This is a genomic window from Rhizobium sp. 01T437 (assembly GCF_056398505.1).
The window spans coordinates 97,324-112,955 of record NZ_JBFTPM010000015.1; the positions used below are offsets into that span (position 1 = coordinate 97,324).

The following is a 15,632-nucleotide window of genomic DNA, read 5'->3' on the forward strand; positions in this document are numbered from 1 at the left end:
CTGCCTCTTTCTCAGGAGTATTTGACGATCTACGCGCTGGTCACTTTCCTGCAGAAACCGACTACTTCCTATTTTAGCCGGTATTTTGCGGCCGCACAAATCTTGTGCGTTTTATCTACGCCATTTAACGAACTGCCCATCAGATAGGCATCGGTATGCACTTTCACAGCGCTGAATAATGCGCGACACATGCCAATCTTTGAAAATCAAACACATACGCGATCTGGCATAGTGCTTGCTTCGAAATAGGCAGAGTTGGTGGCTAGGGTTCCGGCGTTTTCAAAAAGCGCGACTGGTCCGAGAGCTACTACCGGCGGGGGAGAAATCCCGTCGGGTGCACGGCGGGACAAAAGCCCGGGAGACCTCGTAAGCCAAGGGATTGGCGGCACGATGGTCATTGCCGATCCCTTTTGAAGAAAAGCAAAAGGGGAATTTCAATGCAGACTTTTTCGAAGATCCTTTCCATTACAGTTCTTTCCGCCTCGCTGGCGCTGGGCTTTGGCTCCATCGCAAAAGCCGAGCCGAAGACAGAATTCAAGGTAGCCTGGTCCATCTATGTCGGCTGGATGCCCTGGGGCTACGCAGCTGACCACGGCATCGTCAAGAAATGGGCCGACAAATACGGCATCAAGATCGATGTCACCCAGTTCAACGACTACGTGGAGTCGATGAACCAGTACACGGCCGGCGCCTTCGATGCCGTCACACTGACCAATATGGACGGCCTGTCGATCCCGGCTGCCGGGGGCGTCGATACAACCGCCGTCATCGTCGGCGACTTCTCGAACGGCAACGACGCAGTCATCCTGAAGGACAAGGCGAGCCTTGCCGATATCAAGGGCCAGAACGTCAATCTCGTCGAATTCTCCGTCTCGCACTATCTGCTCGCTCGAGCGCTCGAAAGCATCAAGCTGACGGAGCGCGACGTAAAGGTAGTCAACACGTCCGATGCCGACATGGTCGCTGCCTACAAGACCGCCGATGTCTCCGCCGTTGTCACCTGGAACCCGCTGGTCTCGACCATCCTCGAAGATCCCACAGCCAAGAAGGTTTTTGACAGCTCGCAGGTGCCAGGCGAAATCATCGACCTGATGGTCGCCAATAGCGGCGTACTGAAGGACAATCCGAATTTCGGCAAGGCGCTCGCCGGCATCTGGTACGAGACGGCTGCCCTGCTGCGAGCCGATACTGCCGAAGGCAAGGCGGCCCGCGAGGCCATGGGCTCCGCTTCGGGCACCGATCTCGCCGGCTTCGAAGCCCAGCTCGCCGCCACCAAACTCTTCGACAAGCCGGCCGATGCCGTTGCCTTCACCGCCTCGCCCGGCCTGCCGAAGACCATGGATCTGGTGCGCACCTTCCTCTTCGAGAGGGGGTTGCTCGGCAATGGCGCGCCCTCCGCTGACGTCATCGGCATCGAAATGCCCGATGGCAAGGTTCTGGGCGATACCGGCAACGTGAAGCTACGCTTCACCGAGACCTACATGAAGGCAGCCGCCGACGGTTCGCTCTGATCGCAATGGCGGCGCGGCTTACCCGCGCCGCCTTCCCTTCACCAGCGGAGCATTTCCCATGCGTTGGATCAACACGAGGCCGAGCCGGGGCGCGCAATTTGCCTTGATGCTGCTACCCTTCGTGCTGCTCGTTGTCGCCTATGCCTTTGGCTCGGCCGCACGACTGGCGGAAAACGCCAATGACAAGCTTCTGCCGAGCCTTGCCGGCTTTGCCGATGCGATCAACCGTCTGGCCTTCGTCGCCGACCAGCGTACCGGCGAATTTCTGCTCTGGTCGGACACGGGCGCGAGCCTGATCCGCCTGCTCTCCGGCCTCGGCATCTCGACGGCAATTGCGCTCGCAGTTGGCATGTTGATCGGCATGCTGCCCTATCTGAGGGCGTTGCTTTCCCCTTTTGTCGCCGTGATCTCCATGGTTCCGCCGTTGGCGCTTCTGCCAATTCTCTTCATCGTTATGGGTCTCGGAGAGACTTCGAAGATCGCCCTTATCGTCATTGGTGTCGCTCCGACGATGATCCGCGACCTGGCACTGAAGGCGCTGGAACTGCCTCGCGAACAGATCGTCAAGGCCGAGACGCTCGGCGGCTCCTCCTGGCAGATCGGCCTGCGCGTCGTGCTGCCGCAGATCCTGCCGCGGCTGATCACCTGCCTCAGGCTGCAGCTCGGCCCAGCCTGGCTGTTCCTGATTGCGGCCGAGGCGATCTCCTCGGATTCCGGCCTCGGCTACCGCATCTTCCTCGTCCGCCGCTACCTCTCGATGGATATCATCTTTCCCTATGTCGTCTGGATCACCCTGCTCGCCGTGGTGATGAACACTTTGCTCGACCGTCTGCGCATTGCCGTCTTTCCCTGGTCGGAACTGGAGAAGCAGGCATGAGCGAACTCAGGATCGAAAGGGTCTGGAAGGAATATGGCGACCAGATCGTGCTCGAGGACGTATCGCTGACCGTCCCCTCGCGGGCCTTCGTCGCCCTTGTCGGGCCTTCAGGCTGCGGTAAAAGCACCTTCCTGCGCATGCTGCTTGGCCAGGAACGGCCGACAAAAGGCAAGATCCTGCTCGACGGCGTGCCGCTGCCACAGGAGCCGGGACCGGATCGCGGTGTCGTCTTCCAGCGATACTCCGTCTTTCCGCATCTGACGGTGCTCGGCAACGTGTTGCTCGGCAAGGAGTTGTCCGCCGCGCGCTATAAGGCCAAGCTCTTTGGCGCGGCACGTCGCAACGCCGTCGCGGAAGCACGCCAGTTGATCGCCGAGGTCGGGCTTGCCGGTTCGGAGGGGAAATATCCGGCCCAGCTTTCGGGCGGCATGCAGCAGCGCCTGGCGCTCGCCCAGGCGCTGATCATGAAACCGAAGGTGTTGCTGCTGGATGAACCCTTCGGGGCGCTCGATCCCGGCATCCGCGCCGAAATTCACACGCTGATGAAGCGGCTCTGGCACGAAACGCAGATGACCGTCGTCATGGTTACCCATGACATGCGCGAGGCCTTCACACTCGCCAGCCGCGTCGTCGCCTTCGAACGCCGTCGCGACCGGCCGGAAGAGAAAGAGCGCTACGGCGCCACCATCACCAAGGACATTTCCATCTGGCCGCCGCGCCTTGCCGGCCAGTCAACGATCTTCAGCCCCGACCGGGACGGCCCGGTCGCTTCCCTGGGGCACAGCCGGGACGACCTGGCACCGTCAGGAGAGATGCAATGATGCATGTAAGACGCTCCCCCGAAGAGATCGCCGCCAATCGCGCGCGCTATGAGGAGCATCAGAAGAAGGGTCTGGAATTCGCGCCAAAGGCCCTGCCCGGCCCAAGCCCGCTGCCGGCGCCGGCCATCGATCCGAACACCGTCATCCACCAGGAGACCATCCCCGGTGGGTGGTACTGGTCGACGAAGCTTTTGCGTGGCGAGGCGATCCGCGTCGATCAGGCCGAAGGCAATTCCACCGTTGCGCTCGTCGCCTGGAATGCCGATGATACGAGCGAACGGATCAATCTCGTCGATACTGCCAAGGTTCAATGGACGACCGCGCTCGGCAAGGGACGCGTGATCTTTTCCGACATGGGACGCGTCATGTTCTCGATGATCGAGGACAGTTCCGGCGCCCATGATTGCCTGATGGGCGGCTCGACGGCGACCTCTAACGCGGCGAAATATCCGGGCGAAAAGACCCGCAACACCCGTGATAACCTGATCCTCGCCGCCGTCAAGCTCGGTCTTGAGCGTCGCGATATTCCGGGCATCCTCAATCTCTTCGCACCCGTGCGTCTTGCCGAGGCCGGCGGCTTTGGCTGGCAGGGCAAGCGCTCCAACAGCGGCGATTACGTCGAGTTGCGCGCCGAAATGGACATGCTGGTCGGCTTTTCCAATTGCCCGCATCCCCTCGATCCGGATCCGATCTACCAACCGAAGCCTGTTGTCATCACCCGCTACAAGGTGGCGGCTCCGGCTGCGGATGATCTTTGCCGCACAGCAACTGCCGAAGCCGTGCGTGGTTTCGAAAACAACACCCTGATGCAGGCCTGAGGAGAGACCGATGTCCGATTTCATCCAGACCTCCCCTGCCCGCAGCCCGGAAACCGCCATCGAGGATCATTTCATCGCGGCCGAAGCGCCGTGGTCCGGCATCGTGCGCAAGGGCCAGACGATCCGCATCGAGGACAGCTACGGCCAGCAGGCGATCGACACGCTCTTCTATCGTGCCGATGATTTCTCCGAGCGCTATTCCAATCAGGATACGATGCGCATGCAGGGTGCCGCCTATATCGGCATCGGTACGAAAATCGTGTCGAACGAAGGCAATGTTATGCTGACCATGACGGCCGACAGCTGCGGTCGCCATGACACCTCCGCCGGCGCTTGCTCCTGCGAGAGCAACACCGTGCGCTTCGGCCATGGCACGAAATATCTCCACGCCTGCCGCGACAATTTCGTGCTCGAAGTCAGCAAGCACGGCATGGGCAAGCGCGATATCGTCCCGAATATCAACTTCTTCATGAACGTGCCGATCAAGCCGAATGGCGAGATGACGATCGTCGATGGCATCTCCGCTCCGGGTGACTATGTAGAACTCATCGCCGAGATGGATGTGCTCTGTGTCATCTCCAACTGCCCGCAAATCAACAACCCCTGCAACGGCTTCGACCCGACGCCGATCCGGGTGCTGATCTGGGATGGCGAGGACTGAGCATGTTCAAGAAAGTCCTGATCGCCAACCGGGGCGAAATCGCCATCCGGGTCATCAAGACCCTGCGGCAAATGGGCATTGCCTCCGTCGCCGTCTATTCCGATGCCGACCGCTTCGCCAAACCCGCGATGATGGCCGATGAAGCGTTCCGTCTCGGGCCGGCGCCGGCCATCGAAAGCTATCTCAACGTCGATGCCGTCATCGCCGCCTGCAAGGCAACGGGGGCGGAGGCGGTTCATCCCGGCTACGGCTTCCTGTCGGAAAATATCGGTTTTGCCGAACGCCTTGCCGCCGAAGGCATCGCCTTTATCGGCCCCCGGCCCGAACACCTCTCAGCCTTCGGCCTGAAGCATACGGCTCGCGAACTCGCCAAGGCGAGCGGCGTTCCACTCCTGCCCGGCACCGGCCTGCTCTCAAATGCCGATGAGGCGCTCTCGGCGGGAGAGACGATCGGCTATCCCGTCATGCTGAAAAGTACGGCCGGCGGCGGCGGCATCGGCATGCAGCTCTGCGCTGATCCTGAAAGCCTGAAGGCATCCTTCGAAAGCGTGCAACGCACCGCGCGGGCAAGCTTTGGCGATGCGCGCGTCTATATCGAGCGTTTCGTGGCCGAAGCTCGGCATGTCGAGGTGCAGATCTTCGGCAATGGCAAAGGCAAGGTCATCGCGCTCGGCGAGCGCGACTGCTCGCTGCAGCGGCGAAACCAGAAGGTGGTCGAGGAAACCCCCGCTCCCGGTCTTTCGGCTGCAACCCGCGCCCGCCTGCACAAGGCAGCCGTCGACCTCGGCTCGGCGGTCTCCTACGAATCCGCCGGTACCGTCGAATTCATCTATGATCCCGTACGTGAGGAATTCTACTTCCTCGAGGTGAACACCCGCCTGCAGGTCGAACATCCCGTTACGGAAGCCGTGTTCGGCATCGACCTCGTCGAATGGATGATCCGCCAGGCCGCCGGCGAGGACGTGCTTTCGGGCACCGAGTGGCTGCAGCCGAAAGGAGCAGCGATCGAGGTGCGCGTCTATGCCGAGATGCCGCATGCCGACTTCCGCCCGAGCGCTGGCCTGCTGACGGAAGTTGTCTTCCCCGAAGATATCCGCATCGACGGCTGGATCGAGACCGGCACGGAGGTGACGCCTTTCTACGATCCGATGCTCGCCAAACTGATCGTTTCCGCCGAGGATCGTCCGGCGGCAATCGAGAAGCTGAAGGCAGCACTCTCCGGCACGTCGATATCGGGCATCGAGACCAATCTCGATTATTTGCGCGCCATCGCCAGCTCCGAGCTTCTTGCCAGCGGCAAGGTGGCGACGACGGCGCTACGCGACTTTTCCTTCGTGCCTGACGTTATCGAGGTGATCGCTCCGGGGGCGCAATCGAGCATCCAGGAACTGCCGGGCCGACTTGGGCTCTGGCATGTCGGCGTGCCGCCGAGCGGCCCGATGGACGAGCGCTCGTTCCGTCATGCCAACCGTCTCGTCGACAACGGCGATATGGTCGCGGCACTGGAGCTGACAGTGTCCGGTCCGGTGCTGAAATTCCATACCGACACTGTGGTTGCGCTTGCCGGCGCCAGGATGGCGATGAGCGCCGATGGCGTGAAGCTGCCTCATGGTGAGGCCGTCACCATCCGCGCCGGCCAGACCCTGTCGATCGGTAGCATCGATGGGCCAGGGCAGCGGGCTTACCTCGCAGTGAAGGGCGGTTTTGCCGCTCCCGTCGTGCTCGGCTCGCGCGCCACCTTCGGGCTCGGCCAGTTCGGCGGCAACGCCACCGGCACGCTGAAGACCGGCCATGTGCTGCATCTTGCCCGTCAGGCCGCCGCCGAACCGACGAAACCGGCAACCGAGCTGGCAGAACTGACCCGCGAATGGGATGTCGGCGTCCTCTATGGTCCGCATGGCGCGCCTGATTTCTTCCAGGAAGGCGATATCGAAACGCTGTTTTCGACAAGCTACGAGGTGCATTTCAATAGCGCCCGCACTGGCGTACGCCTGATCGGTCCCGCGCCGAAATGGGCTCGCAGCGATGGCGGCGAAGCCGGCCTTCATCCCTCCAACCTGCATGACAATGCCTATGCGATCGGCGCGATCGATTTCACTGGTGACATGCCGATCATCCTCGGACCGGACGGTCCGAGCCTCGGCGGCTTCGTCTGCCCGGCGGTGATCGCTCGCGACGAGCAATGGAAAATGGGCCAATTCAAGCCGGGCGATCGCATCCGCTTCCATCCGGTCGCACGGCCTGAGGACCCGATTGCTGATCCGGTCGTGCATCGGGCGAAGGAAGAGACAGGCTCGCCTGTTATCGGCAAGCACGACGATGGGCCTGTCTCGGTCGTCTATCGCCGCCAGGGCGATGACAATCTGCTGGTCGAATATGGGCCGATGACGCTCGATATCGCCCTGCGGCTCAGGGTGCATCGCTTGATGCAGGCCGTCTCGCAGGCGCGCCTGCCCGGGATCATCGATCTCACGCCCGGCATCCGCTCGCTGCAGATCCATTATGACGGTACGACGCTGACCCGCAAACGCCTGCTCGGCTTGCTGGCTGAGATCGAGGCGAGCCTGCCGGCAGCCCAGGACGTCAAGGTGCCGAGCCGCATCGTGCATCTACCACTTTCCTGGAATGACCCGGATGCGGAACTTGCCATGCGCAAATATCAGGAACTCGTGCGGCCGAATGCACCCTGGTGCCCGTCCAATATCGAATTCATCCGCCGCATTAACGGACTGGCGGACGAGCAGGCGGTGCGCAATGTCGTCTTTGACGCCAGCTATCTCGTGCTCGGCCTCGGCGACGTCTATCTCGGCGCGCCGGTCGCAACACCGGTCGATCCGCGCCATCGGCTGGTGACCACAAAGTACAATCCGGCTCGCACCTGGACGCCGGAAAACGCCGTCGGCATCGGCGGCGCTTATATGTGCATCTATGGCATGGAAGGCCCCGGCGGCTACCAGCTCTTCGGCCGCACCATCCAGGTCTGGAATACCTGGCGGCAGACACCGGTCTTTGCCAAGGACAAGCCCTGGCTGCTGAACTTCTTCGATCAGATCCGCTTCTTTCCCGTCAGCCACCAGGAACTGACAGAGGCGCGCAGTGCCTTTCCGCATGGCGGCTATCCTGTGAAGATCGAGGAAACGGAATTCTCCTACGCCGCATACGAGAAGGAATTGCAGGTCAACGCCGCCTCGATCGGGACCTTCAAGGCGAGCCAGCAGGCGGCTTTCGACGCCGAGCGCCAGCGCTGGAAGGAAACAGGCCTCGACAGCTTCGTTACCGACGAAGGCACCGGTGAAAGCCCTGACGGAGATATTCCCGAAGGCTGCTTCGGGGTTGCCAGTGCCGTACCCGGCAATATCTGGAAACTGCTGGTCGAGCCGGGTGCACCGGTTGCGGCCGGAGACACGCTTGCCATCATCGAATCTATGAAAATGGAAATCAACGTCACCGCACATGCGCCGGGCCGTGTCCGCGACCTGCGCGCCGGCCCCGGACGAAACGTCAAAGCGGGCGATATCATTGTTGTTCTGGAGGAATGCTGAACCATGCTGCCGACCATTCTTGATCTGACAAGCCTTCGCGCAGCCTATGAGGCCGGCCAAAGTCCGCTCGATGTCATCGAAACCGTCATTACGCGTCGTGCCGCCTCGACGGATCCGGCAATCTTCATCACGCCGACGCCTGATGATACATTGCGGGCCGAAGCACGAGCTCTGATGGAACGTGCACCCGAGCCGAACAGCCTGCCGCTCTGGGGTATTCCCTTCGCGGTGAAGGACAATATAGACGTGGCGGGGCTGCCGACCACCGCCGCCTGCCCGGCTTTCGCCTATAATCCCGAGAAGGACGCAACTGTCGTTGCACGACTGCGGGCGGCAGGTGCGATCGTGATCGGCAAGACCAATCTCGACCAGTTCGCGACCGGCCTCAATGGCACACGCTCACCCCATGGAGCGCCACGATCGGTCTTCGATGCCGACTATATTTCAGGCGGCTCGAGCTCCGGTTCGGCGGTGACGGTGGCATCCGGCCTCGCCACCTTCGCGCTCGGCACGGATACGGCCGGTTCAGGCCGCGTGCCGGCCGCCTTCAACAATCTTGTCGGTATCAAGCCGACGCCGGGGCTGCTGCCAAATACCGGCGCCGTGCCGGCCTGCAAGAGCGTCGACTGCATCACGATCTTTGCGCCGACGGTCGGCGACGGGGTCGCGATCCGCAAGATTGCCGAGGGCTTCGATGCCACCGATGCGTTTTCGCGGCGTGCCAAGCCGGCAACTCTTCCGGTTGCCGGTCTGCGCGTCGGCGTTCTCGACGGCGCGGAGCGGGAGTTCTTCGGCGATGACAATGTCGAAGCGCTCTACGATCAGGCAATCGAACGGGCGAAAGCGCTCGGCGCGACGATCGTTCCCTTCGACTATACGCCCTTCCGCGAGGCTGCTTCGCTGCTCTATGACGGCCCCTGGGTTGCCGAGCGACTGGCCGCCGTCGAAGATTTCCTGGAGAGTAACGCCGCCGATTTCGATCCCACGGTTCGCAAGATCATCGAAGGCGCGAAAGGCAAGACGGCAGTCGAAGCCTTCAACGGCCGCTACAAGCTCGAAGATCTCAGGCGCAAGACGGAAGCCGAATGGGCAAAGGCTGATCTGCTGCTGCTGCCGACGGCACCGACGACCTACAAGGTTGCCGATATGCAGGCCGACCCGATCGTGCTCAACGGCCGTCTCGGTCGCTACACGAACTTCGTCAACCTGCTCGATTGCGCCGCGATCGCCGTTCCCGCCGGATTCGGCGACAACGGCCTGCCGGGCGGCGTGACGCTGATTGCGCCAGCCTTCACCGACGATGCGCTGGCTCCCCTTGCCGATGCGTTGCACCGCGCCGCCGCCGCCGGCATGGGCGTCGATCGCGCTGCGGTTATCGCCGAGCAGAGCCGGGTCGCCTCATTGACAGACGATACCATCGCCATCGCTGTGGTCGGGGCGCATCTGACGGRCATGCCGCTCAATCACGAACTGACCACATTGGGTGGCACGTTGGTAAGGGCCTGCCGCACAGCAGGCGATTATCGCCTCTTCGTGCTGCCGAATACGACCCCGCAGAAGCCCGGCCTCGTGCGCGAACCGGGACATGACGGTCTCGGACTAGAGATTGAGGTCTGGGCCTTGCCCCCAGAGGGCTTCGGCCGTTTCGTTGCCAAGATCCCTGCCCCGCTTGGTATCGGCAAGGTCACGCTGGAGGACGGTTCGAGCATATCGTGCTTCCTCTGCGAAGCCCATGCTGTGAAGGGGGCCGAGGAGATCACGGCTCTCGGTGGCTGGCGGAACTATATGCGCAGCAAATCGGCCGCCTGAACCGGAGGGGTACGGCAGTGAAATTCATAGTCCGGCTGCTGATGAATGGACTCGTGGCGCGTGCGGGCGCGCTACGAGGTCGACCTATCATCTTTGTCCGCAGCGCGCTCCATGGCCGAGACGGGACGAAATGATGGCCACCGTGTCGAGCAGCGGCGGATACAAACTTTTCTATGACTTCGAGCGAGAGCCGCCGCGGACGACCCACCAACACCGACGGCGCCGATAACGGCGCCGCTGGCGACACTCGCTTCAATCCGGCCAGGCGTAAATCGCGGCTGGACGAGCGACGCCTTTGAGCGGAAAAATGCCGGCTTTCTCGAAACGTCCCGGCGCCTGCAAAACGAAATCGGCGGATGCCAGCAGGCTGTGGCCGATTTCGTCGGCCAGCTTCTCCATGCGCGCCGCCTCGTTGACCGCCCTGCCGATGGCGGTGAAGTCAAGGCGGCGGGCCGCGCCGACATTCCCATAGAACACTTCGCCGACGTGAAGGACGATATCCACAAGAAGCTCCGGCTCTCCCGCTTCCGCTCGTCTGCGATTGACATCAGCATTGGCGTTCATGGCAGTTCGCGCCGCCGATAGTGCGCGGTCGCATGCCTCGGCCGGGTTGTCGATATCGGCAGGGAAGATGGCGAGCAGACTGTCGCCCATGAACTTCAGGATCTCGCCGCCCTCCTGCTCGACCGGAGCGCCGATCGCCTCGAAGTGTTCGTTGAGCCAGGCAACGATGCGTTCGGGCTCGTGTTTTTCATTGAGCGACGTGAAGTTCTTGAGATCGGCCAGGAGGATCGCCGCATAAATCGCAGTACCGTCGCCGCGCCTTATATGACCGCTCAGGATGCGGCCGCTGCTTCCGGCGCCGGTATAGACCGCGAGTACATCGGTAGCAACGCGTGTGGTCGCGATCCGGCAACAGGTAAGGGTCAGGGCCGGCATCAACCGCCGCAGCTCTGCAATCTGGTGATCGGAAAAGCCCCCGGGATGATCGACGGCAAGGGAAAAGCTGACGCCCGCGAGCGCGGTGTCGCCAGGAAATCGGGCCAGTTTCATCAGGTAATCCGTGGCCCCAAGTTCGGCCAGCTCCGTCAGAAGCGGAATCGACGGTGCGCCTGGTCCGGGTGGCAATTTCCAGCGGGCGTAGTCGAGATCGTTTGTCAGGAGATAAGCAACGGGCGAGCGCTGAAACAACTCTTGACCCGCTTCGTCATGTCCTTGAACTTCCGTCATAAAGCCGAACGATCGGTACCATGCGACTGAAGACCCGCGTTGCAGGGGATCGATCGACGGCATAGCGATCGACGCACGAATGATCGGATATCCGAGATCCGTCAGCCGCTCCGCCACACCTTGCAGAACGGTCTCGATCGTATCGGTCGATAGTCCTTCGGCAATAATCCAGTCGATCAGTTCCTGCAAATGTGGCATGATACGGTCCCTTGGCTTCCGGGATCTGTGGAGGTCTGTCGTTCTACCGTAATTTCGTCAACGGTCCATCGCTGGTGTCACTCACAGGCATAGGACCGGAACACAACGAAAACACTTAATGCTCGCGTCGGTAGCAGAAAAACGCATGGAACAAAATCAACGCAGGCGCGTAAATAGTCTCTGGGACGCAAAGAACCTGTTATCGCCCTAACAAGAAGCACAACCCAAATCGAGGAAGGAACGTGTCAATGACCTCACGGAATACTCACGTTGTGCCGCATGACGATCACGTGGTCACCGCCAAGGAGGCCCTGGAGGGACTTTATCTGAGGCTTGAGATGGAGGCGGAGGTCCGGCTCATTGCCGCTGCCTTGCGCGCCGGCTGGACGGCAGACGAAGCGCTTGACGCGATCGATCAGCTGCGAGCCGACGATACCAGGCACTAGGATTTTCTGAAGCAGCTATATAGATGCCACGGCAGCGAAAACTGCCATTCCCATACTGCGCTCAGTTTGCCACCAGATGCCCAGGCGATACCTCTCGGTACCCGAGCGGCTTGATCTTGTAATCGACGGGCCGGATCGGGCTCTTGATCTCGTCATTGGCGACAGCCCGCTTTTCGCGACGGCGATCGGGATCGGGAACCGGGACGGCTGCCATCAGCTTCTTGGTATAGTCATGCTGCGGATTGCCGAAGACGGCAGCGCGCGGGCCGATTTCGACGATTTCGCCGAGATACATGACCGCGACGCGGTGGCTGACGCGCTCGACGACGGCCATGTCATGAGAAATAAACAGAAATGCGAGATTGAGGCTCTGCTGCAAGTCCAGCATCAGATTGATGACCTGCGCCTTGATCGAAACATCGAGTGCCGAGACGCTCTCGTCGGCCACGATGACCTTCGGCTCCAGTGCAAGAGCACGCGCAATGCAGATGCGCTGGCGTTGCCCGCCGGAGAACTCATGCGGGAAGCGTGAGGCCATGTCGGGCGTCAGGCCGACCTTGGTGAGGAGGTCTGCGACGCGTTCCCTCGCCTGCTTTGTCGTCCCCATCCTGTGCTCGAGATAAGGCTCGGCAATGGCGTCGCCGACACGGATGCGGGGATTGAGGCTGGCAAAGGGGTCCTGGAAGATCATCTGCACGGTCTTGCGCATCTCACGCATGCCCGCCTTGCCGAGCGCCAGCACATCCTTGCCATCGGCAATGACAGAACCGCTCTGCGCCTCGATCAGCCGCATGATTGCGCGACCGGTCGTCGACTTGCCGCAGCCGGACTCGCCGACGAGCGACAACGTCTCACCGGCATGGAGATCGAAGGAAACGTTCTCGACCGCGTGGACGCGACCAGTCAGCTTGCCGAAGAGGCCGGAATGAATGTCGAAGCGCTTGGTGAGGTTTTTCACCTCGAGCACCGGGCGAGATGTTGCGGCGACCGTATCGGCCGTTTCGACTGGAATGTTTGATTCTCCAGTCGCCGCATTGACGACGGGGAAGCGTAACGGCCGCTGGTAATTTTGCATGGAACCGAGCACCGGTACGGCCGACAGCAAGGCACGGGTGTAGGGATGTTTGCCGCGATGGAAGATATCGGGTGTCGCTCCCGTCTCCACCTGCTCGCCGCGATACATGACGACGGTACGGTCGGCGATTTCGGCAACCACGCCCATGTCATGAGTGATGAACAGAACCGACGTCCCCTCCTCTTCCTGCAGCATCTTGATCAGATCGAGGATCTGGCCCTGGATCGTCACGTCGAGTGCCGTCGTCGGTTCGTCGGCGATCAGGAGCTTCGGCCGTGAGGCAAGCGCCATGGCGATCATCACACGCTGGCGCATGCCGCCGGAGAAGCGGTGGGGATATTCGTCAAAGCGCGAGACAGCCGAAGGAATGCGCACCTTTTCGAGCAAGCGGATCGTCTCGGCGCGGGCTTCGGCCTTCGCCATCGGCCGGTGGCACAGCAATGCCTCGGAGATCTGGTCGCCGATCGTGAAGAGCGGATTGAGGCTCGTCATCGGTTCCTGGAAGATCATCGCGACATCATTGCCGCGAACCTTCCGCATCTCGCCTTCCGGCACGGCCAGAAGGTCGCGCCCGCCGAGCATGATCTTGCCTTCGATGCGGCTCGAATCCGCCTGCAGAAGGCGCATGATCGATAGCGAAGTCACGCTCTTGCCGGAGCCGCTTTCGCCGACGATCGCGACGGTCTCTCCTGGCGCTACATCGAAGGAGACATTGCGAACGACCGGCTTCCAGGCGCCATCGACCAGAAACGATGTCGTCAGGTTCTGGACGGAGAGAACGGGTTCCGCCGTTGCGATGGATTGTGCCTGGATGCCTGTCATGATCGCTTCCTCAGAATTCGCGCCTTGGTTCTCGGATCAATCCGGCCACTTCAGCACACCCTCGAAACGTCGCTTGCTGCGGTTTTCGATCGGCGTCGCGATGATCTCGTTGGAGGCGCACGCCTTGTCGAGCTCCTCGGCCAGGCGTCTGGCGACGATCTTCTCCTGGCCAGGGTGCAGGTTGCAGGGATCGAGGTAGAAGTAGCGATGCTCGACTTCGTGATCGCGCACGATGATCGGCGGTGAGCCACGGCTAAGCGCATCGGCGAGGTCCCAGGCGGTGATATGGGCCTCATCGGTATCGATGATCACACGCATGCGATCGAGCGGGTTGTTGGTCGGGTCCGGCTCGATCAGTGCGGTCACGCCGGGGCGGCCGTCGAGCGTCCGTTTCCAGAGGTTGAGGTAGCTCGTCTCACGCTCGCGGATACCGGCGTGGTCACGCTTTTCCCAGGCTTCGAGCGCCGCCATGACGCCGAAGATACTTTCCTTGCCGACCTTCATGCCGCGGCCGATGCCCATGTTCTGCAGGAAGGCATTGCGCACCAGCTCTTTCTTGCCGGCGACGATGCCCGAGGTCGGACCGCCCAGGAACTTGTGGCCGGAATAGAGCGCCACATCGGCCCCCAGTTCCAGGAATATCCGCAGATCATATTCCGAGGCCGCATCGACGATGACGGGAACGCCCTTGGCATGGGCGATCTCGACGAATTCCTTGAGGTTCAGCAGGCCATAGTCGACGACGTGATGCGAAACGACATAGACCGCAGCGGCCGTCTTTTCGGTAATCGCGTTCTCCATGTGGAAGCGATGGGTGGATGTTGCCTGTCCGACCATCACAACCTTGCCGCCGGCAAGCCGGATCGCCTGATCGACGGGGGCGCCGTAGCTGACGATGTGGCCCATCTGGACAAGGACTTCATTCTTGTCAGGCACGACATCCGGCAGCCTTTCGATAGCGAGTAGGTTGTTGCCGGTAATCGCGCCAGCGACGGCGAGCGAAATGCCTGCCGAACACGAGGCGGTCACGAAACCTGCCTCGCCGCCGGTCAGCCGCGCGATAACCGCGCTCGCCTTGCGCTGCAAATCGTTGACCTCAACGAACTGCGGCAGGATCGACGACATAGCGGCGATGGCCTCGGGAACGACGATCGAGGCGCCGAGGCTGGTCATGGTGCCGGAAACGTTGATGACCGGGCGAAGGCCGATCGATGTAGGGATATCCTCAGACATGGGTGTCTCCAATTTCAATCTGTTGGGCCGGAGCAATCATGCGCATCCTCATTAATCCCTGAGCGCGACGATGGCCTCGATTTCGACGGTGATGTTTCCTGGCAGCGATCCGAAGCCGACGGCAGAGCGGGCATGCTGTCCGACCCCTTCGCCGAAGACATCGATGAAGAGATCCGAGCAGCCGTTGATGACCGAGGGATGGTCGACGAAATGTGGCACGGCATTGACCATGCCGAGCAGCTTGACGACACGCTTGACACGCGAAAGGTCGCCGAGCGCCTCATGCATGACGGAAAGCAGATTAATGCCGGTGAGCTTTGCATGCGCGTAGGCTGCTTCGACACCGACATCGGCGCCGACCTTGCCGACATGCATGAAGCCGTCCGGCTCGCGGGGGCCCTGCCCCGACAGGTAAAGCATGTTGCCCTCCTGCACATGGGTGACAAAATTAGCGATCGGCGGTGGTGGGGCCGGAAGCTTGATGCCAAGCGCTGCTAGCCTCTCGTAGGGCGACGTGCTGGGCTGACCTGCGGTAACGGGCGGGCCGGCGGTGGCGGAAGACTGGTTCACGCAAACTCCTGTCATGCTA

12 protein-coding genes and 1 riboswitch are annotated in these 15,632 nt (G+C 61.6%); of the genes, 8 read left to right on the top strand and 4 right to left on the bottom strand.

Features of this window, described 5'->3' with window-relative positions; translation table 11 throughout:
- Positions 1-251 precede the first annotated feature (251 nt).
- A riboswitch (guanidine-I (ykkC/yxkD leader) is annotated at positions 252-363 on the top strand.
- A 74-nt stretch (positions 364-437) separates the two neighbouring features.
- Genes AC1DM5_RS26355 through atzF form a run of 7 tightly spaced genes read left to right on the top strand, consistent with a single transcriptional unit; the run spans position 438 to position 10,039 of the window.
- Positions 438-1,511: a putative urea ABC transporter substrate-binding protein gene (locus AC1DM5_RS26355; RefSeq protein ID WP_477820717.1), complete on the top strand. Its 1,074-nt coding sequence runs from the start codon at positions 438-440 to the stop codon at positions 1,509-1,511.
- A gap of 58 nt (positions 1,512-1,569) precedes the next feature.
- The gene (locus tag AC1DM5_RS26360) at positions 1,570-2,388 is read left to right on the top strand and encodes an ABC transporter permease (RefSeq protein WP_007823484.1); all 819 of its coding nucleotides are present in this window, start codon (positions 1,570-1,572) and stop codon (positions 2,386-2,388) included.
- The gene (locus AC1DM5_RS26365; protein WP_477820718.1) at positions 2,385-3,209 is read left to right on the top strand and encodes an ABC transporter ATP-binding protein; all 825 of its coding nucleotides are present in this window, start codon (positions 2,385-2,387) and stop codon (positions 3,207-3,209) included. The genes AC1DM5_RS26360 and AC1DM5_RS26365 overlap by 4 nt, the downstream gene beginning before the upstream one ends.
- Entirely contained in the window at positions 3,206-4,027 is an 822-nt protein-coding gene (locus AC1DM5_RS26370; protein WP_477820719.1) for an urea amidolyase associated protein UAAP1, read from the top strand. Before AC1DM5_RS26365 ends, AC1DM5_RS26370 begins: the two co-directional genes overlap by 4 nt.
- 10 nt (positions 4,028-4,037) lie before the next feature.
- The gene (locus AC1DM5_RS26375) at positions 4,038-4,688 is read left to right on the top strand and encodes an urea amidolyase associated protein UAAP2 (RefSeq protein WP_477820720.1); all 651 of its coding nucleotides are present in this window, start codon (positions 4,038-4,040) and stop codon (positions 4,686-4,688) included.
- A 2-nt stretch (positions 4,689-4,690) separates the two neighbouring features.
- Positions 4,691-8,230, top strand: coding sequence for an urea carboxylase (uca, locus tag AC1DM5_RS26380; RefSeq protein ID WP_477820721.1), 3,540 nt, complete (start codon positions 4,691-4,693; stop codon positions 8,228-8,230).
- A gap of 3 nt (positions 8,231-8,233) precedes the next feature.
- On the top strand, positions 8,234-10,039 hold the full coding sequence (gene atzF / locus AC1DM5_RS26385) for an allophanate hydrolase (RefSeq protein ID WP_477975989.1): 1,806 nt from the start codon (positions 8,234-8,236) through the stop codon (positions 10,037-10,039).
- Between the two features lie 252 nt (positions 10,040-10,291).
- Here atzF and AC1DM5_RS26390 read toward each other — a convergent pair whose 3' ends face one another.
- Positions 10,292-11,386 carry an adenylate/guanylate cyclase domain-containing protein gene (locus AC1DM5_RS26390; RefSeq protein WP_477975990.1) on the bottom strand — a complete coding sequence of 365 codons (1,095 nt, stop codon included), beginning with the start codon at positions 11,384-11,386 and terminating at the stop codon, positions 10,292-10,294.
- 329 nt (positions 11,387-11,715) lie between these two features.
- Here AC1DM5_RS26390 and AC1DM5_RS26395 point away from each other — a divergent pair, with 329 nt between their 5' ends.
- A complete protein-coding gene (locus AC1DM5_RS26395) occupies positions 11,716-11,913 on the top strand; it encodes a hypothetical protein (RefSeq protein ID WP_477820724.1) in 198 nt (65 codons plus the stop codon).
- Between the two features lie 61 nt (positions 11,914-11,974).
- Here the strand turns inward: AC1DM5_RS26395 and AC1DM5_RS26400 are convergent, their stop codons facing one another.
- Genes AC1DM5_RS26400 through AC1DM5_RS26410 form a run of 3 tightly spaced genes read right to left on the bottom strand, consistent with a single transcriptional unit; the run spans position 11,975 to position 15,628 of the window.
- The gene (locus tag AC1DM5_RS26400; RefSeq protein ID WP_477820725.1) at positions 11,975-13,810 is read right to left on the bottom strand and encodes an ABC transporter ATP-binding protein; all 1,836 of its coding nucleotides are present in this window, start codon (positions 13,808-13,810) and stop codon (positions 11,975-11,977) included.
- A gap of 36 nt (positions 13,811-13,846) precedes the next feature.
- Entirely contained in the window at positions 13,847-15,043 is a 1,197-nt protein-coding gene (locus tag AC1DM5_RS26405; protein WP_477975991.1) for an aminotransferase class V-fold PLP-dependent enzyme, read from the bottom strand.
- Positions 15,044-15,094: 51 nt separating this feature from the next.
- Positions 15,095-15,628, bottom strand: a complete 534-nt coding sequence (locus AC1DM5_RS26410) for a RidA family protein (RefSeq protein ID WP_477820727.1) — start codon at positions 15,626-15,628, stop codon at positions 15,095-15,097.
- Positions 15,629-15,632: the final 4 nt, after the last annotated feature.